Raw genomic sequence first — 22,524 nt, 5'->3', positions numbered from 1 at the left:
GCCTCGGCGGGCGTGGCCCGTTGAGGGCGTCCGGGGACGTCGTGGACGGCGTTTGCGCCCTCGGTGCGCAGTTGGTCACCCGTGGCGTGGCGGGCCATGACTGCGGCCTAGGCGACGACGTCTGCGGCGGTGATGTCAGTACGGTCTCGCTCTGCGTGCTGTTGGAGGAGAGCGCTGAGGTCCGCGGTGAATCGCAGCATGGTCACCGGGGCGTTGAAGCGCCTGGCGATGGCGATGAGTCGGGCGCGCGCCTGTGGGGTGACGTTCGTGGACTCGGCGACTGCTGTTTGTCCGGCGGCGAGCCGGGCGGCGATCCTGCGGTCGCGTTCCTCGAAGACTCGGGCGTCCGCCGTGTCGGGGTCCGCGTCGGTGGGTGAGGTGCCGAAGAGTTCCGCGCGGATCTCGTCGCTGGAGACCACGGCGTCCTCCTCGATCTGGCCGTGCGCGATCAGTGCCCGCACGAAGCTGGTCTTGCCGGAAGCCGGTGGGCCGACGAGGAGCACGAGTCCCGCTGGCACGCTGGTCGGCCCGGAGCCGCCCGGCGGGTGAGGTTTGAGGTAGAGGTCGCCCGCGCAGTCCAGGGCCTCTTCCGCTGAGCCGGCCGGCAGACCGCTGGGGAGGATGTTGTCCCGGTAGCTGTCGTTGCTGGCCTCGTAGAGGGCGAAGCCCCAGGTGTGCAGGACGCCGGTGAAGCGCAGGCGGCATAGCGGCAGTCGCTCGCCGTCCTTCAACTCGCCGTCTACGTAGGCGAAGCCGGCTCGGAATCGGACGTGGACCCGGGTGAGTTGCGGCCAGTGCTCGGTGGTGTGGGCGTTGAGCCGCTGGCGCAGGTGGTGCTGCAGGACTCGGGCGGGTTCTTCGGCACGGCCCCATCCTGCCGCCCCTGACCGGTCCTCGGTCATGATCATTGCTCATGACCGAGGGCTCGGGGCGATGTGCGGCAATACCGGTGGTGCTGGACGAGGATACGCGCGGTGCACTGCAGCGGATCGCCTCGTCGGCGAAGGCACAGGTGAGGCAGGTCCTGCGGGCCCAGATCGTGCTGGCCGCAGCGGACGGGGCAGGCAACGCGGCGATCGCGCGCCGTCTGGCAGTGGGCGTGAACACGGTCCGCAAGTGGCGCGGACGGTTCGCCGAGCACGGGCTGGAGGGCCTGAAGGACGCCGCCCGCTCAGGCCGGCCGCGCCGTTACCACGACCTGGTGCGCGTCGCGGTGGTCGCCGCGGCCACCAGCATTCCGCCCGGACCCGCCGCCACCTGGCCCACACGGCCATCGCCGCCCAGGTTGCGGGTACCGTCTCCGCCGCGATATCGGCCTCCCAGGTCGGCCGGATCCTGGCCGACCTGGACGTGAAGCCTGCGGCGGCTGCGCGAAGAGCGCCGCATGAGCCAGGCGGAACTCGCCCGCGTGCTGGGCATCTCGCCGAGCTACCTCAACCAGATGGAGCACGATTCCCGTCCGCTCACCGTGCCCGTTCTACTCAGGCTGACGGAGACGTTCGGCGTCGACCCGGGCTTCTTTTCGGAACGCGATACGACCCGTCTGGTCGCCGACGCGCGCGAGGCGCTGACGCGCGACATCGCGAACGCCCGCATCTCCTCTTCCGACCTCGCCGAACTGGCCTCGCGGCTGCCTGCGGTCGCGCAGGTCCTACTCGACCTGGGGCCGCCGCAACCAACTGCTGGCCGAGCGCCTGACCGGCACGACTGACGGCCGCGACCCGGCTGGGGAGACACCCCGCTCACCCCACGAGGAGATCCGCGACTTCTTCTACCGCCGCCAGAACTACCTCCACGACACCGACCTCGCGGCCGAGCGGTTGGCCGATGAGGTCGGCATCCGGCCCGGCGAGGTCGTACAGGCCCTGACGAACAGCCTCACCAAGAGGCACGGCATCCACCTCTCGGCCGACGCCGGCGACCACCTCTACCGCTATGACGAAGCCACCCGCACCCTTTGTATGTCCAGCCGCCTGCGCCCCGGTCAGCGAGCCTTCCGGATGGCTACGCAGCTAGCCCTTCTCGAGTACGGCGAGGAACTGGACCGGCAGGCCGCCGAAGACTTCCAGGTCGGCTCGCCCGCCCACGCCTTGGCCGCATCGGCATCGCCAACTACTTCGCGGCGGCCCTGATCCTGCCGTACGGAGCCTTCCACGCGGCAGCCGAAGAAGTCCGGTACGACATCGAGCGGCTCACCGACCGCTACGGCCTCGGCTACGAGACGGTCTGCCACCGCCTGAGCACCCTCCAGCGCCCCCGCCTGCGAGGTGTGCCCTTCTCCTTCGTCCGCGTCGACCGCGCCGGCAACATGTCCAAGCGGCAGTCGGCCACCGGCATCCACTTCTCCCGGGCCGGCGGCACCTGCCCGCTGTGGAACATCTACGAGGCGTTCGCCGCCCCCGGCCGCATCCATGTCCAGATCGCCGAGATGCCGGACGGCCAGCGCTACTTGTGGACCGCGCGAGCCGTCACCCGGCACCGCGGCGGCTGGGGCGAACCCGGCAAGACCTTCGCCATCGGGCTCGGCTGCGAGATCCGCCACGCCCACCGCGTCGTCTACTCCGACGGCCTCGACCTCACCAGCGCCTCAGCCGCCACCCCGCTCGGCATGGGCTGCCGCGTCTGCGAGCGCCTCGACTGCCCCCAGCGGGCCGCGCCACCTCTTGGTCATCAGCTGCGGATCGACCAGAACACGAGCACCTTCGTGCCGTACCCCGTGTCCGACGCCACCAATATGCCGCAGGAAACTGATGACCGATGACGCTCGTTTGACGCTCCGTGCATCCACAGATCCGCTCGAAGCGGCCTCAGACCCTAATTGACCTGCGATTATGACAGGTTGGCGTTCCTGCCACATGTTTCCGATGACCCACCCCGTCGGTGTGCCGCGATCCTTGAACCGGTGCGAAGACCTCCTGAACTGCGGTTGTGTGTGCACAATGTGCGGTGCGGGCGTTCAGTAGGTGGGGCCGTAAGGGCTCCAGTGTCCGAGGAAGGGTTTCAGGTCGTCGGCTCGTGGCTTGGGAATGTCGGGCAGCCGGGGCCGTGCGTTCAGTGGGTCGAGGCGCTCAACGGTGGCCGCTGCCCAGCTGATCCATTCCTCGGCTTCGGTTCTGGTCTGCCCCGGTGACATGGCCTCGACTCGCGTGCGTACGGCGCTCACGTATTGGGTCAGTCGGGTGGCGTGGCGCCATGCCGCTTCATGAGCTTCTAGGTGCCTGACGCGGTACGCCTCCGCGTACCGGATGCGGGCCTGTTCCATGGCGGCTTCCCAGCGAATGCGCTTCTGGAGTGGCAGAGCGGTCGCGGGCGTCGATCGGAGAGAGCAGGGACGCCCGTATGAGGCGCGGAGTGCCAAGGTCCGATTCCCTTTGCTGTCCCAAGGGTTGGCGATGTATCCGATGCCGGCGACGAGTCGTGGAAATCCGCGGGAAGGGCGGCGTACGGTGATCGAATGGTGGCGATACTGCGGTGCACCCCAGGCGAGGCCAAGTTCCTCGGCAGCCGGAAGCGGCAGGAGCAACTCGATGCCGGCTGGGAGTCGGTCGGAGAACGGGACGAGTGGAAGAGCAGACATGTCGTCCTGGTGGTGACCGGGCAGGAGAGAGGTCGACCGCGAGTCGAATACGTGGGGCAGGCCCGGTGCGGTCGCCCCGCCGGGACCTTCCGGCGTGTGGTCGAGGTGACTCAACTCCATCGAGTCGCGCCTCCGGTCCCGATGGAAGATTTGTCCGACCAGCTTCCGCTCCGACACAGGGACGTAGTCGACCGGTCCGGCGTGCTGACGAAGCGGTCCGGCGAAGAGTTGCTGAACGCTCTGACCACGCTCCGCGCGGATCTGGCCGCGGTCATCGCCCAGTTACAGGAAAGGGTGGGCGGTGTCCGGATCCTCGGCAGGGTGAGGGAGTTGTTCCTGGAGCAGAGAGATGCCACCGGACTGGCACTTCAACTGGGCGGATTCGACCGAAGCATCATTGAAGAGGCGAAGTTCCCGGAAGAGGGCGGGGATCAGATCCCCGTCACCCTGCCGGGACATCCGGCGCACGAGGATCACCTCGTCGCTCACGATGCGCAACGCTTCTCTGACTGGATCGGAAGTGACGCGGAGCATCTCGCGAAGCGTGTATTCCACAAGGGCGACCAGCAACTGTTCATCGCCAACGTGAACCGCCTGCCGGCTGAGGACACGCTGGGGGTCGACCTGATCTATCACCATGTGAGCCGGGACAGCTTCATCCTTGTTCAGTACAAGAAGATGGTCCAGGTCGGAGCCGGGCGCAGCGAGTGGGGATATCGGCCGGACGGTGATCTTGACGACCAGCTTAAGCGCATGAGGCAGGTAGAAGAGGCGTGTATGCGGCTGGAACAGGATCCGCCGGCCGATTACCGCTTCGTTCACCAGCCATGTTGGATCAAGTTCTGCAAGTCCGAACAAGTGGCGCCGAAGGGAGATGCGCTGATCGGCGGGATGTACCTCACGCGCGAACACGTCGAGTGGCTGCGAGGGCGGCCCGGACTGGCCACCGGCCCGAAAGGGGGTGAGCTGTTCGGCTACCACACGGTGCCCCGGTATCTCGACAACACGACCTTCACCCAACTCGTGCAGGACGGCTGGATCGGAACCCGCGGCAGGGCCAGTGACATCATCCAGGCCCAGATCAAGGCCAGTCTCGACGGCTCACGCGCACTGGTCTTCGCCGGCCTCATCGGCGACGACACGACCCAGGCCGAACGTACGCGGGAACGCAGGGGCGGTCTAACGGGCTGAGAGTGTGAGGGGTGGGGTCGACCGTGAACTGGTGGATCCGCCCTCACCACGGCAAGAAGCGGACTTGCGCCGCCGGTCCCGGGGAGAGCGGCGGGGTATGGGCGCGCCGCCGGATCGGTCAGCGCTCTTCGGTGGCCCGCTCGGTATGGAGAAGGCTGGCCATGTGAGGATGCGGTCACCGCGGCAGCGGAACTCGGCGGTCACGGTGCTGCGGGTCATCGCACGGCAGTTGGGGCACGCAATCATTGCGGCAGGTTTTTGCCGCCTTGTGCGTGATCGTCAAGAGATGCGCAACGCTGCCGTGTACTGGCCGGCGGTGCGGTCATAGATGACCAGGTCGGGGTGAACGTTGGCATCGTGGACGCGGCCGAGCGTCACCGCAGCTGACACGGGGATAGCTGCCAGTATGTGCAGTCGTCGTAGGTTCTTGTGGTTGGCCTCCAGCTCGGAGAGCAGTTGCCGGAGCACCGAGGTGAACTCGTTGAGCGTGGGAACGGAATTGATTACGTCGACGGACGGGGTGACGTCGTGCGGGTGAATCGTCCAGCGCGGAAGCAAGGCAAGCTGTTGGGGTAGCTCTTCTGCCTGGATCGATCCGGAGATGTTCAATATCAGCACTCCGTCAGAGGCGTCAGGGGCAGGAGAGATAGGCGGCTCGGTGACGAAGCGCACCATCCGGTCCGTCGTGTCGGGCCAGGACCAGGATTCCGTGCTGCGGTGCCGTTGGTAGATGGAGACGGTGAATGTGTCGTCCAAGCGGGAGCCGAAATAGGCAAGCAGTGGCAAGCGGGCGAAGGCGAAGGCACTCACGTGGTGCACTGAGTCCTCACGCAGCGCTTCCGCCAGCTTGTGTTCCAGGACCCGATCGATTTGCTGCTGGCACTGTTCCCAGTACGCTGGCCCGCCGGCCTTCTCACCGGGTATGCGTCGTAGATCGATCTCGAAGCCGTCGCCGTGCAGGCTGAGGGGGAAGTCGGGGAATCGCTCTTCGGAGCGGATGACGGCCTCGGCGGCAGTGGGCTTGGTGAGTTCGACTTCCTGGCCGCGAACTTGTCCGATCAGCCGGATTACCACGGTGCCGGTTTCCGGGTTAAGAGCGGTCAGCCGCCGGATCCACTCCTCCCGATCGCGCTTGATGCGCCGGAGCCGTTCGACCGTCATGACGTCGAGAGAGCCCTTGCGGTCGATTTCGTTATGCTCGCCGCGGCACAGCAGCATGAGGTTGTCAGCCAGGTCGCGCTGGTCCTTCGGGAGGGGGTCCATGCCGCGCGGTGACTTCGGCGTTGCGTCCTGCCCCACGATGTGGGCGAGCTCTCCGAGGGTGAAGTCCTGATAGGTGAGTTTTCCCTCGAGAAGGTAGGTTCCGCAAAGTTCACATCGTCCGCCGGCGCGGACCCAGACCTTGAGCCGCTCGACGTCGGGGATGGACTTGCGTGCCACAGGTCGACTCCTCTTGGCGCAGGCGGGGGTTGAGTATGTCGTGGGCCTTGGTTCGGGAACACCGGTCTGTTGCTGTGGTGCCGTGCAGCGGAAGTATGGGGTATGGGCGCTCGGTCTGGCCGCACCGGCCGGGCTAGGGGACATGGGGAACGTAGTGATGATGCGGTCCGCTGCGGGCGTGTGGAAGAGCGACCAGGTGGGTTCCCGACTTCGACGCGGCCAGCTGCATGCCGAGAAACGTGGTGAGCGTGGCGGCGACGGCGGCGAGGTCGGCTGAGGATCCGTGGAAGGTGGGAACGGAGCAGCCGCGGGTCGGTATGAGTTCGTCGTCGGGCTCTGCTTCTTGCCACAGGGCGTGGTACAGCTCGAGTTGGTGGTCGTCGAGTACCGAAAGGCCAGCTAGGGAGTCCAAGCTGTGGGGGCCTTGGAGGGTTCCCGGTGCGCAGACGGTGAGGATGCCAAGTGTCCCGGTGCGGGTGTCTGTGGCGATCTGGGCGAGGGTTGCCTTGCGGTTGGGTGTGCGGGCGAGGACATCGAGGCATTGCCCGATGGCCAGGCTGACCGTGGCGTCGATCACGAGGTCGGCGCGGTTCATGATCTGTTCGGCGTCCTCGGGGACGAGGCCCTCAGCGATGTCGACGGTCAGGCGGTCGTCGATGTTACGTAGTCGGTCAGCCAGTGCGGCGGCCTTGGTCGCGCCGAGGTCGGTCTCGAGGAAGTTCTGCCGGACGAGCAGCCCGCCGGTGACGACGCTGGGGTCGCACAGCGTGATGCGTGCTGCTCCTGCGCGTGCGATGAACTCAGCGGTCCAGGATCCGATGCCTCCGCAGCCCCAGATGTGGATGTGCTTGTTCTGGTAGCTGTTGACGGGGCGGTTGTCGTCGCGGCGGGTTGTGACGGTATGCCGTTCGTCGGACACTCGGCACCACTCGATCGGGAGGGCCGGGTTGACCGCGCTGGGGGTGAGAGTGCTCAGGCAACCGGGCTGGCGCCTTGCGTGGCTGCGGAGTTCGTTGGCGGCGCTTGCGGGGATTCGGCCCGCGAGCAGATGGGGTGGGCCGCCGGCGGGGTGGGGCACGGCCAGGAGGAGGTATTGGGGTGTGTCCTCAGCGTTTCTCACCACGCTGGTCGCGAGGGAGGTCAGCACGGCCGGCGCGAATGGCCTGGCGGTGGGGGCACGGCTGGCGAGTGGCGCATCGATCTGCCGGAGGAGTTCGACGAGTGTGGTGCCGGCTCCCATTGGCAGGGGCGCGGGGAGGATGATGACCGGCAGGCGTGCCGTGGGAGGTTCTTGTGGAGTGAAGGTGAGGTCCAGGCGCTGAGCGGTCCTTGGGATCAGGTATGCGGCCTGGACGCACTTTCCGAGCACGGATTCACGCACAACGATGGTGGGTGTTCCTGCGGACTGATGCAGGACCCCGCCGACCGCATGATAGAGGGCGGTTGAGGCGTTGAACCGGTTGCCGGCGGCATCGCCGAGCCAGGCCCACAGGCGGTTTAGGCTGGAGCGGATGCCGCCTGCCGGGTTCCATTCTCGCGCCGGGTCCAGGTACAGGCACAGCCGGTGGCCCTGCAGGACGTGGGGGTATCCGATGAACCGGGTGTGCGTGACGTCGACCTGCGGGGGGAGTAGCGGGGAGGACGGGACGCGCAGAACGAACCGCTCGCGCGGCCGAAGCCGAATCCCTCCCTCCACCGAGACGGTCCCCCTCATGTCGATCTCGATCGTGATTGCCAGGGCGCCGTCGTCCGTACGGTCAGGCACTCCCACCACGCGCAGGGTGTCCGGCTGCTCGGCGCCGATCGCGCGGAGATCCGCGAGCGCCTGTCTCTGCCACGGTGTGGGAGCGCCGAGCTGCCCGGGCTTTCGCTTGCTCATCCAGCGCGCCCCGACCGCCCCGTCGTCGTCACGGCGGCCACGGACGCGGCCGCGCCGGGGAACTTCGCGCTGCTCTGCTGGGCGTCGGGCTCCTTGAAGCCCGTGCCGAACAGACCCTGCCACAGCTCGATGCTGGTCTCCTTGTCCGCATGGTGGTAGGCAGCCTCGATCTCCTCCGTGTGCACGCGGATCCGCTCGCGGAAGTAGGCGTAGGTGTCCTGGGTCCAGCGGTGGTCAAACGTGACGCCCGACCCGGAGGGGTCGGCGATGGACGGCTTGGTGGGGTTGGCCTGCAGGTAGGTGTTGAGGTCCTGGACCAGGTGGAGCAGTGTCGTGGGGACGTTGGCGTAGTAGCCGGGATCGATCAGCATCTTGGTGTCGCTGACCTGGTTTCCGAGCAGAGTCGTGAGGATGATCGACCGGGTTCCGGTGAAGGAGTTCTTGTGGTCGCGCAGGTACTTCAGCAGCCGGATGACCCTGCGCAGGTTCCCGCCGGTGATGTCGTCCTGATTGCGCATCCAGGCCGTGAAGCCCTCGGGGTCCGTCGCCTCCCAGCAGTTGTCGTCCCGGTTGACGATGACGTCGCGGCCGTCGCTGAGCTGGACGTACGGGACGATGTCCACGTGCATCAGGTTCTTGTATTCCAGACGCACGCAACGGCACTTGCGCGAGTGCGCCATCTCGCGGTAACGGCTGTGGCGGTCCAGTGCCGCGTAGACCTTGTCGATGTAGGTCTTGGGGCTGCCGTGCCAATCCGGGTTCTCCTCCATCAGAAGGAGGAAGTCGGCATCGAACTCCTTGTCGCCGACCGGGTTGATGATGGTTCTCTGCGCCCACGAACCTTGAGGGATCTTGTCGAGGACGAGGTGTCCGATCTCCTCGTCTGCCTTGAGGGCTCGGTAGACACTGTCCACTCGGTCGTCGAGCATGTCGAGCTTGAACCGGCTCAGGTTGACCGTGTCCGTGAGGAGCGTGTTGAAACAGGTGGTGAGCTGCACTGGCGCCATCCCGTAAATCGTCTTCACCGAAGATGATGACACCGTAGCGTGGGGGTACGACAGCGACGGTGACACGGCTGGCCAGTCTGCCTTCAGAGCGGGGTAGTGAAAGGGCGCGCTTGGAACGACGAAGCTCCGCCGGAAGCGGAGCCTCGTCGAAGCTGGCTTAGGGCGTGGGGCGGAATCCGGCGCACGCATCGTTATACTCCGGATCTCCGCTTTCGAGGACGCGGAGTAGGGACGCCGTGACAACACGCGTCTTACGGCCGATGCGTAGCACACGGCACGGAAACTGCCCGTTGCGGATCAGGTCGTATCCCTTGGCCCGTGAGAATCCCAGCGCCTTTGAGGCGTCCTCCACGCTCCCCGTTCCGTCCCAGGTGGCGCGGATGTGAGCGGGGCTATAGCGAGGGCCCAGAGTCTCTTCGATCTGCGTGTGCATTCCGATTACTTTCGTCTTGGCGGGTAGCCCGTGCCGGGCCTACGGACACCGCATGCGCCGGTCATCGCGGTGACCGTCAATACTCCGCGTTATCGCCGGTTTGGCTAACCGGCGATTTGGGGCTATGTTGCCTCGCTCGCCATGGAGGGGCTCACTCTGGCAGCGTGAGGCACGATGCCGGAGAGGAGTCGGCAGAGTCCAGCACTTCACTGCATTGCCCAGCACTGTGACGAGCGGTTACCACGGATGAGTTGGGTGTTGCATGGGTCGCAGTTCGCCCCGTTGCACCACTGCAGGTCAATTGGGGTCTGGCTCTTCGGGGTCAGGCCCCTTAATTTTCACCGTGCTGGATAGGTGCTGGATTTCCTGACCTCTCGTCACCTGCCGTCAACTCCGCATCTCCTGTACTGTGCTGGATTGGTGCTGGACACCGACGAATCACGGGTACCACCGGCCTGCGTGCTGCGCGCCGGGGCAGCTGACCCAGTCGATCGGGCGTCCGGCACACCTTCTTCACGTGACTCGCGCCGGTTGCGGAAACAAATCTCTGCCCGTCCGACGTTGTCGATCTCCTATGCGATAACGGGGGTGGTCGGCTTGAAGTTGTTCCGGACGGACGCATCGAAATGCGGCGTGAGCGAGGTCATGCCGCGTCTTGCTGAGGTCGAGGCAGATGTGCAGGGTCTCGTCGAGGCGCACATGGAGACGCTGCTAGGCGTCCGATTCCTGGCGAGCGAGTACGGCACCGGGCCGGTCCACAAGGGCCGGATCGATTCCCTCGGGCTGGACGAGAACGGATCGCCGGTCATCGTCGAGTACAAGCGCGGCATCGACGCCGGCGTCATCAACCAGGGCCTGTTCTACCTGGCGTGGCTAATGGACCACCGTGCCGAGTTCGAGCACCTTGTCCGCGACCGGCTCGGGATGAGGGCCGCGTCCCAGGTCCTGTGGAGCAGCCCTCGCCTGATCTGTATCGCCGGCGACTTCACGCGTTACGACGTGCACGCCGTGCACGAGCACCGGCGATCGATCGACCTGGTTCGCTACCGACTCTTCGGGAGCGACCTGCTCGGGCTTGAGACCGTTGCGTCCGGGAGCGGCGGCATGCAGGCGGCACGCCGAGCCCGCCGCCAGGCGGTTGCCCGGGCGACAGCCGGCATCCAGGACGCGTCGATGGTTGAGCTGGCGAGCGCGGTCGATGAGGCATTGCTCGGGCTCGGGGACGGTGTGAACCGCGTCGAGCGCAAAACGTACCGGGCGTACCAGCGGCTGCGGAACTTCGCCTGCCTCTGTCCGCCGCAGCGGAGCAAGCTGCTGGTCTACCTGAAGGTTGACCCGAAGGACGTCGACCTTGTCCCGGGATTCACCCGGGATGTCTCCGGTCTGGGTCACCATGGGACGGGTGATCTGGAGGTGCAGTTGCGTACGCTGAGGGATGTGGAGCGGGCGCAAAATCTGTTCCTGGCGAGCTACGCGGCAGCGTGACTCGTCCCTTCTGTGGCCTGCCCAAGGGCTGAGCCTGTGGCGGGTGTTTGCCTGGCTCCTGGCGACTCCGATTCTTCCGACGCTCCAGCTGCGTGACCATGCAGTGCCAGTGCGGTAGGAGTGCACCTTCCGCGCGCAGGTTCCTGCACCAGAGCGACGATGAGGGGGCAGCATCATGGACGTGGTCGAGCGCTGGACCGGCCGTTACGCCTGCCTGCTGCAGTCCGCCTTACGCCTCGGCAACGAACGCAGTCGAGAACATCGACGTCATGTGGGTCCCAAGAAACTCGGTCCCCCGCTTCATCCCCGTCGATACGATCTTCTCACCTATCCTGGCTGTCCTGGAGGAGTAGACGTGACGCAGCAGAACGCGGAGGAGCAGCCGGGCATCGCCGCGGCCATCGTCGTCAGCGAGGGGCGCGTGCTCATGGTGCGGCGCCGGGTCAGCGAGGGACAGCTCTCGTGGCAGTTCCCGGCCGGCGAAATTGAGCCGGGCGAGAGCCGCGAAGACGCCGCCGTACGAGAGACCCACGAGGAGACCGGGGTGGAGGTGGCCGCCATGAAGCTGCTCGGCGAGCGGGTCCACCCGAAGACAGGTCGGTTGATGTCGTACACGGCCTGTGAGGTGGTGGGCGGTACTGCCCATGTCGCGGACGCCGAGGAGTTGGCTGAGCTTGCGTGGGTCGCCCATGGCGATATCTCACAGTATGTGCCATATGGGCTGTTCGAGCCGGTGCAAGAGTATCTCGACGCGGTCATGGCGACCTGAGTGGTTCCATCTCAAATGGGCGATCTCTTGAGCTCGAGTAAGTGCGTTGGTACCAAGGCTGGAACCGGGGCGTGGCTGCTGGAGGCGGACCTCAACCTTGGTGAGCAGGACCTGCCTGCCCCTCGCTGTGGAAGCCTAGGTGGGTAGACGGCACCGGACACCGCATCGACATCGAGACAAGCGCGAGCGTCCTCCAGGCCGAGAAGGACCTCAGCCGCCCGAAAATTCGCCTGTGTTCCGGGTTGTTCAGGTGCCCCATTCCATCCGTACGGGCTCGCGGGCTGCGGCGAGGGCGCCGTCGAAGTCGGCGAGGCGTTCGGCGAGGGTGGCGGTGGCGATGCGGGGCGGTAGGGCCGCCGAGAACTTGAGGCCGCGGACTGCCCGCGGGTCAACGGTGGGCAGGGTGAGGGAGTCGGAGAGTTCGGCGCGGGCGGTTTTCCAGTCGGTGGGGGAGAGGTCCTGGCGGAGCCGGATATGGGTGTCCGTGGGGCGCTGGACGGGGTCGGCGAGGTTGCCGAGGGAGGCGGCGAGGGTGGCGTTGGCGCGATACCCGGCCCAGGTCCACCAGCGGGTGGCGTCCGCGTCGCGGACCAGCAGGGTGCCCGCCGGGTGTACTTCGTGGGGTGCGCGATCCATACGGAGTTCAGCAAGGGCCGCGACGGCGCGGCGGGTGAGGCGGACGTCGGGATCCGTGCCGAGCAGGACGTCGCGCATGGCGCGGGTGAGGACGTAGGACAGCCCGCGGGCTTCGCTGCCCTGCCATTTGGCGATGCCGCCGTCCTCGACGGGTTCCACGAAGGCACGGCGTCGGGCCCAGTCGATGAACGTGACCTGCCAGCTGCGGCCGGCCAGCAGCAGGCGGCGCGGGCCCGGTCGTTCTTCGGTGAGGACGGTGGGGTCGGTTGTGCCGATCTCGGTGCGTCCAGCGAGCACCGTGAACTCGGGTGGTGCGGTGAAGGAGGCGGTCAGCTCCATGAAGTGCCGGCGGCCGAAGTGCTTCTCGGCTTCGGAGCCGATGAACAGCATGCCGCCGTCGCTGTCGAGGAAGCCTTCCGCGACCAGGTGCGACAGGAGGGGCGCGGCAGACTGGTCGAAGGGAGCCAGGCCGTTCCACTGCTCGGGCCACAACCGGTCGCCGACGCGGTGTTCCTGCAGGGTGACGGCGAGGAGCTGCTGGGCGACGAGATGGCGGGGTGAGGGGGGCGGGGTGACGGGTTCCACCCAGCCACGGGCCCACAGAGTGAGCAGGCCGGCGGCTTGGAGCAGGGTGTCGGGCCGGGTGGCGAGGAACAGGCAGTTGCGGGATGTGCCGGCGCGACGCCCGGTGCGGCCGATGCGCTGCAGGAACGAGGCCACTGTGCTGGGTGAGTCGATCTGGATGACACGGTCTAGGTCGCCGACGTCGATGCCGAGTTCCAGGGTGGAGGTGGAGACGATGACGCAGTCGCGGGCTTCGGCGAATGCCTGCTCGGAGCGTGCGCGTTCGTCGGTGGACAGCGAGGCGTGTGAGAGGAACACGGTGACGTCGCGGGCGCGCAGTGCCGCACCGAGTTCTTCCACCTGCTTGCGGGAGTCGCAGAAGACGAGCCGTTTCTCTCCCCGGTGCAGGGCGGAGATCACCTTGGCGGCGTTGGCGAGCGATCCGACGTAGTCGAGCTCCACCTCCCCTGCGGGGCGCGGGTGTTCGGTGGTGCCGGTTGTGGCGGGCAGAGTCACGCCGGGGGCGACGACCAGGCCGGGGCGATCGGCGGGGCGTGCGCCCTGGAGCCAGGTGAGCAGGGCGTCGGGGTTGCCGACTGTGGCGGACAGCCCGATGCGCTGGATACGGTGGCCGGCGAGCCGTTCCAGGCGTTCGAGCACGGCGAGCAGGTGCCAGCCGCGGTCGTCCCCAGCGAAGGCGTGCACCTCATCAACGACGACGGCACGCACCCGGCCCAGCATGTGTGCGTGGTCGGTCTTGACGCTGATGAGCATCGCTTCGAGCGACTCGGGTGTGGTGAGCAGGAAGTCGGGGGATTCGGTGCGGATGCGACGGCGTACGGACTCGGGGGTGTCGCCGTGCCAGAGGGCGGCTCGGCGCCCCAGCCACTGGGCGTAGCTGTCGACCCGGTGCACCAGGTTGTTCAGGAGCGCCTTGAGCGGGGCCAGGTAGAGGACTGAGGTGCCGGTCCAGCGCTGCTCTCGCATGGCGGACAGCAGGGGGAAGGTGGCGGCCTCCGTCTTCCCGCCCGCCGTCGGCGCGAGCAGGACCGCGTCCTCGCCGTTCATCAGCGGGTGCACGGACGCCTTCTGCAGCGGGCGCAGATCGGGCCACCCGAGCGTGTTGACGATGTGGTGCAGGACTACCGGGTCAAGGCGCTCCAGCGGGTCGGTGCCGCGCGGTTGCTCCTGCACGTCTGCAACTCCCGGGCTGTTCGTCAGAGTTCGGGACTTCGGGACTGGGTCGTCAGATGTCGAGGTCGAGGTCGTCAGCCGAGGCGGCCGGTGCGGGCGCGGCGAAGTTCCGTTCGGTGGCGGTGAGCTCACTGCTGCCCACGGTCAGCTTGTAGTGCCTGCGCGGGTCGAAGTCGGGGAACTGGTCGATCCGGTCGAGTACGTCGCCAACCAGCTTCTTCAGGTACAGCCGTGGTGCGACTCCGACCTTCCCGCCCAGTGCCCCGCCCACAGCCCGGGCCAGGTCGGTGAGGTAGGAGTCGTCGGCAAGCTGCTTGATCCTGTCGGGGGACTGGGAGCCTTCGGTATACAGGTCGCGGATGGTGGCGCCCAGGCCGGTCAGTGATGCCTCGGTGAATCCGGGCAGCCGGATCTGGACGGCCCGCGGGTTGTCGAAGCGGGGGTCGGTGGTGAAGTCGGTGGCGAGGCGCTGGGCGAGCGGTGCGAGTCGCTGTACGCCCTGCTGCCCGTCGTAGAAGGCGGGCGTGCCGGTGATGATGAGATACAGGCCGGGGAAGCGGCCGGAGTGGACCTCGTCGATGAGCTGCCGCAGCGCGTTGAGTGCCTTGTCGCGGGCGTCGGAGCGGACCCGTTGCAGGGTTTCTACTTCGTCCAGGACGAGGACGAGGCCGGCGTGCCCGGCGTCTCTCAGCACGGTGAGCAGGCCCTGAAGGAAGCCGAAGGCACCGAAGTGGTCGAGGTCGCCGCGGACGCCTGCACTGCGCCGGGCGGCTGCGGCGACGTGCGGCTGGCCGCCGAGCCAGGCCATCACCGCAGCGGCGGTGGCCTCGTCGCCGGCATCCAGGGACTGCTTGTATCCGCGCAGGGCGGTGGCGAACGCGGGGGCGTGTCGGGACACCTCGGCCAGACGGGCAGTGAGCAGCCGGTCCACGGCCTGTGGCAGCTCGCTCTCGCTCGCGCCGTCGGCGAGTGCATCCTCCTCGAGTGCGTAGAACCAGGCGTCTACGACCGGCCGCAGGGCGCTGGGCGGGAAGCTGGCGGTGGCCAGGCGCTCAGTGAGTCGCCGGTAGACCGTCTCCAGCTTGTGCAGTGGGGTCTCGGTCTCTGACACCTGCACCTCGGCCACGGCAAAGGTGCGCCGTTTGGCGCGCTCGCTGAGCCAGCGAGTGAAGAAGGTCTTGCCGGATCCGTACTCGCCGCGCACGGCCTTGAACACCGAACCGCCTGCGGCGGCAGTGTCCAGTTCCTCATCGACGGCCCGCTCGAAGCGGTCTAGTCCGGTGGCGAGCAGGTCGAGGCCGCTCTCGGGGACGGCGCCGCGCCGCAGCGCGTCCACGACAGCACGCCGCCGCACCGCGCTGACCGGGGTGGTAGCCCCGGATGCTGAAGATCCAAACGCGTTCACCCGAATAGTCTCCCATCCGGCTGCCCACCTGGCCGGACACCCGGCCGTGCACCGCGCCGCCGGTGCTCGGAGCGGCCGGGCGGGCCGACTGCACCGCCCGGCATGGCCGCAGACCCCCGGTTCACAGTCCGAACTGCTCGATCATCTGGCCCCGGTGCAGGCGCAGGGTGCGGTTGTCGGGGAGAATTTCCAGGATCTGGGCGCCGTCATAGTTGAGGAGCTGGGCCAGGGTCGCGGCGAGGCCAGGGGCTCGGGTGGCGGGTTGGCCGGCGCGTTCGGCCAGGGCGGTCATGGGCAGGGTGCCCGCTTCGACCAGCGCGGCCAGAGCCTTCGGCAGGACCGCCTTGTCGCGTGGCACACGGGCGAGCAGTGCCAGCTGTTCCTGGTACAGGTCGGTGGCCATGAGGCGATTCACCAGTGCGGTGGCAGGGTCCTCTGTTTGATCGGAGACGGGTACGGCCGCAGGCTTCACTACAGGGGCGACAGGTTCCTGTGGTGTGGAGGGTGCGACCTCGTCCTCGCCGAAGAGACTGATAGCGCCCTCTGTCACGGGCGGGGCTGACTTCTTGGCCTGCTTGCGGCTTGGGCGTGCAGCGGTGGCCTCGGGTGCTGCGATGGCATCGGCTCCGGCCTTCGTCTCGGCCTCGAGTCCGGTGGTGGCGTCGTTGTCCTGCTCCCACCATGCGGGCGTAAGGTCGCCCAGTTCCCGCCACCCCGTAGGTGGCTCCGCGCCGAACGGCAGTAGGGCGAGGAGGGGGATGGTGAACTCGGCGAGGGTTGCCCCGCCGTGGTAGCCCGCCTTCAGCGCGGTGTACCGCGCGTCGTGGTCCCGCAGCGCGACGATCCGCGATCCGGGCTCCGGCCAGACTACCCGCGGTCCGGACAGCTCAATTTCGGCCGGTGCGACGGGTCCGCCGGGGGTGCGGTGACGGGCCGACCCTATGGCGCCGGTGGCCGTGTCGATCTTGCTGCCGCGTCGCTCGATCACATGGCCGTGGTCGGAGGTGAGGAGCACGGTCATGTTGTTGGCGCGGGCGGCCCGCAGCAGCGGTTCCAGGCCGCCGATCTCCTTGATCTCCCATGCGCCGTCGCCGAGTTTCTGCTCCTTGGCGAGCCGGTCGTCGACGGTGTTGAGGACGACCGCGACATGGGTGCGCTCGTCGGCGAGCGCTTCAGTCAGGGCGGTGGAGAAGGGCGAGCCGGTGTCGGGGCTGCGCAGATCGTCCTTGTGGAAGACGGCCGCAGGGGCCCCGTTCCAGCACGGGTGCTGGGGGAAGAGCCGCTTCTCGTCGTTCTGGTCGCCCTTCATCAGGGTGCCGGCGAACAGCGAGGTGCGGGAAACGGTGGTGAGGGTGGGCAGCGCAGCGGCCACGGCACGCCTCACCGGTGCTCCGGTCGCGCCCTGCAGCGGGTCGAACTCGGACCAGTGTGCGTGCAGTTCCTCACCCAGTTCGGCTGCGATCGCCGCACTCATTCCGTCGATGAGGAGGAGCAGGACCCGTCGGCCGGGACAGTCCACGACGGGCGCGACGACCCGGTCCAGGAAGCTTTCGACGGTGAGCATGGCGCCGGGGGCGGTGCCATCTGCGGTCCACACCGCGAGCCGCTCGGAGAACGCGCGGTCCAGCTCACGACGTTTGCTGCGCACCTGCTCGCCGATCCGGCTGTAGGCGTTGGCGAGTGCGTCATCTGCGTCGCCGCCCGCGTCCAGGTGTTCCAAGGCTCGGTCTACCCAGCCGAGTTCGCGGATCTGGCGGTCGGCGCCGTCTGCCACCGAGGCGATGTCGACTTCAGGCTGGGACGCCAGCCACCGCCGCAGCCGCGCTGCCATCCGTACCCGTTCGATACGGGCCTGGGTGGCGCCGTCGACGGCCAGGGCGTGTTCTGCTAGCGCGGTGATGGCAGCCGTGACCGTCTCGGGACTGCCGTCGGTGAGGGCGCGGCCCGCGGCGGTGAAGCGGGCATCGAGTCCGGCGGCGAGCAGGGGACTGGCAGCGGCGGCGGTCTGCGCCCCGAATTGTGTGACGAGCTGTGCGGCCCTGCTCAGGACCGGGTCGGCGAGCCGGTGTTCGCCCCGGTCGATGAGGCCGCGGACGTACGCCTCACCGCTTTGCCCGAAGGAGGTAAGGAATCGGTCGAGGTCGTCGCCCTGGGCGGGGGGCTGGTCGCCGAGCCATCGCTCGGCGCGCCCGCGCGCCCGGTACAGGTCGTGGTCGGCCTCCGCGTGCCCCCACAGAGCCGCGCAGACGACCGCGTAGGCGGCTGCGTCCGTCCCGTGGTCGGCGTCTACCAGGGCGGTAATGATCTTTCCGGTGGAGCCGGCCTGTTCGGGTTCGGCGAGGAAGCGGGCCAGGCCGGCCCGTTCCGGTCCGCGTAGATCGCGCAGGAGGTTGGGGCTGCCGGGGATGTGGGTCCACCGGAACAGGGTGATGGGGTCGATGCGGTCCCCGTCGTCGTGTGCGGCCGGCCCACCCAGCGCGTCCGTGTCACGGCGGCCGAGCCGGAGCCGACGCCGGGCCAGCCGGGTGAGGGCCTCGTCTCGGGAGAGCAGTCCCTTGCCGAGCGAGGGCCAACCGCGGCTGGCCGCCGCGTCAAGGAGCGCTTCGGCCGCCCAGGTCTCCCTCCGCAGCCGCCCGTCGAGACCGCGCGCGTCGAACGCCTCCTGCACGACCTCCCAATTGTCGACGGACCGGATCCTTCCGCCGTAGACGCGGGCGAGCAGCCCGGGGTCTAGGTCGGTGTCCTCGCGGTCGGTGAGGACGACCAGGACTTTGGGGTCGGGAGGAGTCGGCGCGTCGAGGTGGCCCAGGATCTGCTCGTGCACGGCCAGCACCGAGGGCGCGACGACCACCCGCGCCTGCAGCCCGCCAGCTGTACGCTGCACGGCGGGCCCGTCCCAGACGGGAGCGGCCCGCAGCAGCAGTACGCGGACCGTGCCGTCACCGAGCCGACTGCGGGCGGCGAGGTACTGACGGACGGTTCCTGCCGACAGCCGGGCGGGGCCGGCGGTCGTGGGGGCTGTGGTGACCGTGTCGGACATCAGTCGACGACCTTCCAGGTGACCTCGACGGTGGCGTTCGGGTGCTCGGCCGCGAGCGCCGCGATCTCCGCCTGCAGTTCGGCGGCGGCCCGGGCGGCGGTAGTCCGCCCGCCGCCGGAGCGGGCCACGGACCGGGATGGTGTGCGCGGCCCCGGTTGCTGCGGCGGCTCCGGCAGCACCTGCGGGTGGGCGGAGCCGCCGTTCAGGTCCACGCTGTCGGAGCTCGGCGGCGGAGTGGGCGACGGTTGGGGGCGCTCGGTCGTGCTCTGGCGAGACCTCAGCAGGGACAGCACTTCCCGGCTGCTGGCGTGCAGCACGCCCGGCAGGTCGGGGTAATCACCCGGGTCGCCAGCAGCAGCATCCCGCACCCGCTCCAGGACGGCCGCGCCGTCCACGCCGAGGGTGTCGGCCAGGCTCAGCTGGTCCCAGCTGGTGTTCTGCAGCGCGCTGGCGACCTTCCCTGCGCTCTTCAACGACATGCCGTACCGGTGTGCGGAAAAGTCGCCGAGAGGGAAGCGGGCGAGCCGGTCCACGACGGTCTTCGCCTCGATGCCCGCTTCCGTCACCTCCTTGACCAGTTCCTGCGCCCGCCGGGCAAGGACGAGGCGGGGGGAGTCGTCGTTCAGATGGAGGAAGTCGCGGTGCTTCTCCAGTTCCCCGACGAGCCGTCCGGCGTCCTGGCCGAGTGAGGCGGCGGACTGCTTGATCTGTGCGGCGAACTGGTTGACGATCCGGCCGCGCCGCAGTTGTGGCGCCTGGTTGCCGAGCATGGTCTCGAACCGTTTGCGCGCCTCTGCCCAGTCGCTCTCGGTGGGCAGTTGTTGCTCGCGTAGGGCGTAGTCGCCCTTCAGCTCGTGCGGTGCGGGCGCGGGTTCGACGGGGACGCCGCCGCGCACCCACACGCGGTCGGTCATTTCCGCGTACGCGGCGGCGAGCAGTCGGCGCAGCGGCTCGGGTAGTCCGCGGGGCTCGGGAAGGTCGCTCCAGTCGGAGAGCTTGACCAGGGTCGGCTCGGCGGTGCCGTTCCGGCGGGCTCGGTCGTTGAAGTGGTCGGGCCAGGCGGTGGACTGCCGGTAGTACGCCTCCCGCATGGCGCCGAGCCCGAGGCCGCCCGCGATCCGTGCCATGGTCTTGCGGTCTTTGGAGTCGACCTCGGTCTGGCCGTCACGGTTCTCGGCGGCCTTGCGGACATACTCGAAGACGGTCTTGATTTCGGCGGGCTTCACGGGCCTGCCAGTGCCGTCGGGGTCCAGGTCGGGGTGGGCGGGGTATTGGTGGGCGAGCAGTTTGCCGGCGAGGTCGCGGGCGGCGGTATCCAGGGTCGCGCCGAGCGGGAGCCGTAGCTCGTGCACGTCCTGCTGGGCGACCAGGTGGGTGTCGAAGCTGAGGTCGACGACCCCTTCCTGCTTCTGCGTGAGCCCGTACGCCTGCCGCAGCGCCTGAGTGACGCGCTCGGTGAGGATGAGGAGCTGCGACTGGAGCATGCCCTTGGCGCGCTCTTTGTCGTCGGCGTTGAGGCTGCGTGCGAAGTCGGAGTCGAAGCGGGTCTCGTCAGCGAGGGCCTTGTCGATGACGACGAGGCGCTCGAAGTCGCCGCGGGAGGCATCGGTCAGGTGGGTGGGCAGCCAGGCCAGGGTGCGTGAGTCACCGCCCGGCTTCTCCCGCAGGGCGCGCAGCCGCTGCAGGTCATCCATTGGCCCGAACTCGCCCTCGTCGTAGGGGTAGTCGACAATGAGCCGCCAGGTGTCCTCCTGGCTGGGCCGCAGGGTCGCCTCGGGCAGCGAGTCGACATCGGCGACGTTACCGAAGACCACCTCGACCTGCCGTTCGGTGCCCTTCCACACCAGGTTGAGCACGTCGTACGCGTCGAAGCCGCCAGGCCCGTCGCTGACGCCGAGCGCCTCCTTGAGCAGGCCGCGCATCTTGGCACGTCGGTTGTTCTGGTTGTTGTGGACCTGGGCGTTGGCGAGGACGGCGTCCAGGTCGACGCCGGTGAGCTCCAGTCGCACCACCGCACCGGGCCCGGTACCGGTCACCTTTATCTCGGGGAAGGTCGCCGCCCACTCCTTCGCCTTCTGCTCGAGCCGGCCGACCTCGGTCCCCGCGATGCGGGTGGTGATGGAGCCGTGGTTGAGGGCGTGTAGCCGCGCCAGGGTGAGGTCGGCCAGCGCGGGCACACTGGGCGCGAGCGCAGACAGCAGCAGGGTCTGCAGCAGTCGGCTGTCACCGGTGAAGTCGCGGCAGCGGGCCGCAAGTTGTGGGTCGCCGAGGGTCGCGGGGCGGCGTCGGTACGCCTCGACCTGGTCCTCGGTGACCTGGTTGGTCTTCAGCAGGTACGGGCGGAGCTTGTCCCGGTACAGCTTGTCGGCGGCCTCGAAATGAACACTGGTCTCCCCGCTGAACGCCTTGTCGCCGCCGCCCGCGATCGCCGGGTAGAGATCACCCAACGGCACAAGCTGCCCGAGCCGCCAGTCGTCGCGGTGATCGACGAGCAGCTGGCTCATCAGCTTCAGGCCGGTGCGGGAGCGCTGCAGGGCCGCGGAGATGTGTACCAGGGTGTCCATGAACGCCGGCGGGAACGGGTACGTCCGCCTGAACGCGCCCTCGTCCGCGCCGGTGGTGGACTTGTCGTGGCCGAGCAGGGTGTCCCATACGTCCGGACCGAGCCTCTTGGCCTCGGCGAACGCAGCCTCCACCTTCGCCTCGGCCTCCGGGCTGGTGGGCTTGAGCAGGCGGGCCTGCGCGATCTGTGGGAGGTTGCGGTCCTCCAAGACGATCTTGTCGAACCGCCCGCCGCTGAGCTTCAGACTGTCCTGGACGGCGGCCTCGGCGGCCCCCGACATCTCCTCGCCGACCAGCTCACGCAGGTCGCGCTGGCGGGCGATGAATGACACCACCGGGATAGCGCGCCGTTCGTCGCCGCCCTCCACAAAGTTCGTGATCTTGTCGGCTTCGCGGGAGACGAACTTCTGGTCGTGGATGCGGGAGGCCAGCCACAGGATCAGCTCGTCCATGAAGAGGACGAGCCCGTCATAGCCAAGGGACTTGGCGTGCGCGGCGATGATGCCGAGCCCCTTGTCCAGCGAGACGAACCCGTCGGCATCTTCGGAGGCGTTGCGCGCGAACGACGGGAACAGGGTCTGGGTGAGGTCCTGCACGAGCCGGGCCCGCAGTTCCCGCGGCGTGGAAGGGTTCTCCAGGTCGAGGTCCTTGGTGTTCTCGTGTTCCTCCGGCGCGTTCACCGCCTGGTCCAGCAGCTCAGTGGTCCAGGCGAAGGAGTCACCCCACTCGTCCTCCTGGCCGTCGCCGGCATCGGCGAGCTGCTCGATCACCCGCTCGTCGCCGTTCCGGCGGCGCTGCTCGGCGAAGTCCTCGAAGAGCCCGTCGGTCCGGTAGACCTGCGGCAGCGGGCAGTCTGGGTGGAGTTTCCGTACGTGCTCCACGTACTTGCCGAGGACGCGCTGCTCCAGGGACTTGGAACCCAGCATGTGATACGGCACCAGCAGGAACTTGCGGTCGTCCGCATCCAGCCAGGCGTGCCGGGCCCGCACCGGGTCGAGGTCGCCGCGCGCCCGAGCGGCCTGGTTACGCGACAACAGCGCGTAGAGCACGGCCATGAAGTGCGACTTACCGGAACCGAACGAGCCGTGTAGATAGGCAGCCTTCGATGAGCGGCTGTCCAGCGCGGACTTGATCAGGTCGAGGGCTTCGTCGAAGTTCCCGAGCAGCCGGTGTGTGACGACGTAGTCCCTCAGCGCCGCTTCGGCCCCCTCGGGCGTGACCGCTTCGTTCAGCTTCAACACGAAGTCGGAGGTGGACACCGACTCCGGGATGTCGATCAGCTCCCGAAGCAGCGGCCGGTCCTCGAGACGAGGATTGTTCCTGTTCATGAACGCCATGGTGT

At 68.1% G+C, this 22,524-nt stretch carries 14 protein-coding genes and 1 pseudogene; 5 read left to right on the top strand and 10 right to left on the bottom strand.

The features are described from left to right. Nucleotides 1-107: 107 nt before the first annotated feature. Nucleotides 108-902: an ATP-binding protein gene (locus tag AB0L75_RS28560; protein ID WP_365186285.1), complete on the bottom strand. Its 795-nt coding sequence runs from the start codon at nt 900-902 to the stop codon at nt 108-110. Between the two features lie 11 nt (nt 903-913). Between AB0L75_RS28560 and AB0L75_RS28555 the strand changes: the two genes are divergently transcribed. Both AB0L75_RS28555 and AB0L75_RS28550 read left to right on the top strand, forming a co-directional pair. Next, nucleotides 914-1,354 (top strand): helix-turn-helix domain-containing protein, encoded by a 441-nt coding sequence (locus tag AB0L75_RS28555; RefSeq protein WP_365186282.1) that lies wholly within the window; start codon nt 914-916, stop codon nt 1,352-1,354. A 3-nt stretch (nt 1,355-1,357) separates the two neighbouring features. Continuing rightward, nucleotides 1,358-2,761 (top strand): annotated as a pseudogene (locus AB0L75_RS28550) (short-chain fatty acyl-CoA regulator family protein). A 195-nt stretch (nt 2,762-2,956) separates the two neighbouring features. Here the strand turns inward: AB0L75_RS28550 and AB0L75_RS28545 are convergent. Next, nucleotides 2,957-3,262 carry a hypothetical protein gene (locus AB0L75_RS28545; RefSeq protein WP_365186279.1) on the bottom strand — a complete coding sequence of 102 codons (306 nt, stop codon included), beginning with the start codon at nt 3,260-3,262 and terminating at the stop codon, nt 2,957-2,959. Nucleotides 3,263-3,454: 192 nt separating this feature from the next. Between AB0L75_RS28545 and AB0L75_RS28540 the strand changes: the two genes are divergently transcribed. After that, nucleotides 3,455-4,768 carry a hypothetical protein gene (locus AB0L75_RS28540; protein WP_365186276.1) on the top strand — a complete coding sequence of 438 codons (1,314 nt, stop codon included), beginning with the start codon at nt 3,455-3,457 and terminating at the stop codon, nt 4,766-4,768. Nucleotides 4,769-5,047: 279 nt separating this feature from the next. Here AB0L75_RS28540 and AB0L75_RS28535 read toward each other — a convergent pair whose 3' ends face one another. From AB0L75_RS28535 to AB0L75_RS28520, 4 genes are all read right to left on the bottom strand, one after another. After that, a complete protein-coding gene (locus AB0L75_RS28535) occupies nt 5,048-6,208 on the bottom strand; it encodes an HNH endonuclease (RefSeq protein WP_365186274.1) in 1,161 nt (386 codons plus the stop codon). Between the two features lie 133 nt (nt 6,209-6,341). Then, nucleotides 6,342-8,087: a ThiF family adenylyltransferase gene (locus AB0L75_RS28530; protein ID WP_365186273.1), complete on the bottom strand. Its 1,746-nt coding sequence runs from the start codon at nt 8,085-8,087 to the stop codon at nt 6,342-6,344. Beyond that, entirely contained in the window at nt 8,084-9,094 is a 1,011-nt protein-coding gene (locus AB0L75_RS28525) for a cyclic GMP-AMP synthase DncV-like nucleotidyltransferase (protein ID WP_365186270.1), read from the bottom strand. The genes AB0L75_RS28530 and AB0L75_RS28525 overlap by 4 nt, the downstream gene beginning before the upstream one ends. A gap of 157 nt (nt 9,095-9,251) precedes the next feature. Next, on the bottom strand, nt 9,252-9,527 hold the full coding sequence (locus tag AB0L75_RS28520; RefSeq protein ID WP_365186268.1) for a helix-turn-helix domain-containing protein: 276 nt from the start codon (nt 9,525-9,527) through the stop codon (nt 9,252-9,254). A 588-nt stretch (nt 9,528-10,115) separates the two neighbouring features. Here AB0L75_RS28520 and AB0L75_RS28515 point away from each other — a divergent pair. Then, nucleotides 10,116-11,012, top strand: coding sequence for a DUF5655 domain-containing protein (locus tag AB0L75_RS28515; protein WP_365186325.1), 897 nt, complete (start codon nt 10,116-10,118; stop codon nt 11,010-11,012). Between the two features lie 355 nt (nt 11,013-11,367). Further along, on the top strand, nt 11,368-11,781 hold the full coding sequence (locus tag AB0L75_RS28510; protein ID WP_365186266.1) for an NUDIX hydrolase: 414 nt from the start codon (nt 11,368-11,370) through the stop codon (nt 11,779-11,781). Between the two features lie 246 nt (nt 11,782-12,027). Here AB0L75_RS28510 and AB0L75_RS28505 read toward each other — a convergent pair whose 3' ends face one another. From AB0L75_RS28505 to AB0L75_RS28490, 4 genes are all read right to left on the bottom strand, one after another. Further along, on the bottom strand, nt 12,028-14,175 hold the full coding sequence (locus AB0L75_RS28505; RefSeq protein ID WP_365186263.1) for a DEAD/DEAH box helicase: 2,148 nt from the start codon (nt 14,173-14,175) through the stop codon (nt 12,028-12,030). Nucleotides 14,176-14,227: 52 nt separating this feature from the next. Then, the gene (brxD, locus tag AB0L75_RS28500) at nt 14,228-15,580 is read right to left on the bottom strand and encodes a BREX system ATP-binding protein BrxD (protein WP_365186261.1); all 1,353 of its coding nucleotides are present in this window, start codon (nt 15,578-15,580) and stop codon (nt 14,228-14,230) included. Nucleotides 15,581-15,701: 121 nt separating this feature from the next. Next, nucleotides 15,702-18,620: a BREX-2 system phosphatase PglZ gene (gene pglZ / locus AB0L75_RS28495; RefSeq protein WP_365186258.1), complete on the bottom strand. Its 2,919-nt coding sequence runs from the start codon at nt 18,618-18,620 to the stop codon at nt 15,702-15,704. Then, nucleotides 18,620-22,519 (bottom strand): phage resistance protein, encoded by a 3,900-nt coding sequence (locus AB0L75_RS28490; protein ID WP_365186256.1) that lies wholly within the window; start codon nt 22,517-22,519, stop codon nt 18,620-18,622. The genes pglZ and AB0L75_RS28490 overlap by 1 nt, the downstream gene beginning before the upstream one ends. Nucleotides 22,520-22,524 lie beyond the last annotated feature (5 nt).

It is taken from the genome of Streptomyces sp. NPDC052101 (genome assembly GCF_040680235.1).
Classification (GTDB): domain Bacteria; phylum Actinomycetota; class Actinomycetes; order Streptomycetales; family Streptomycetaceae; genus Streptomyces.
The sequence above is the reverse complement of the archived record's forward strand: the minus strand, read 5'-3'. Positions and strand labels throughout refer to the sequence as shown.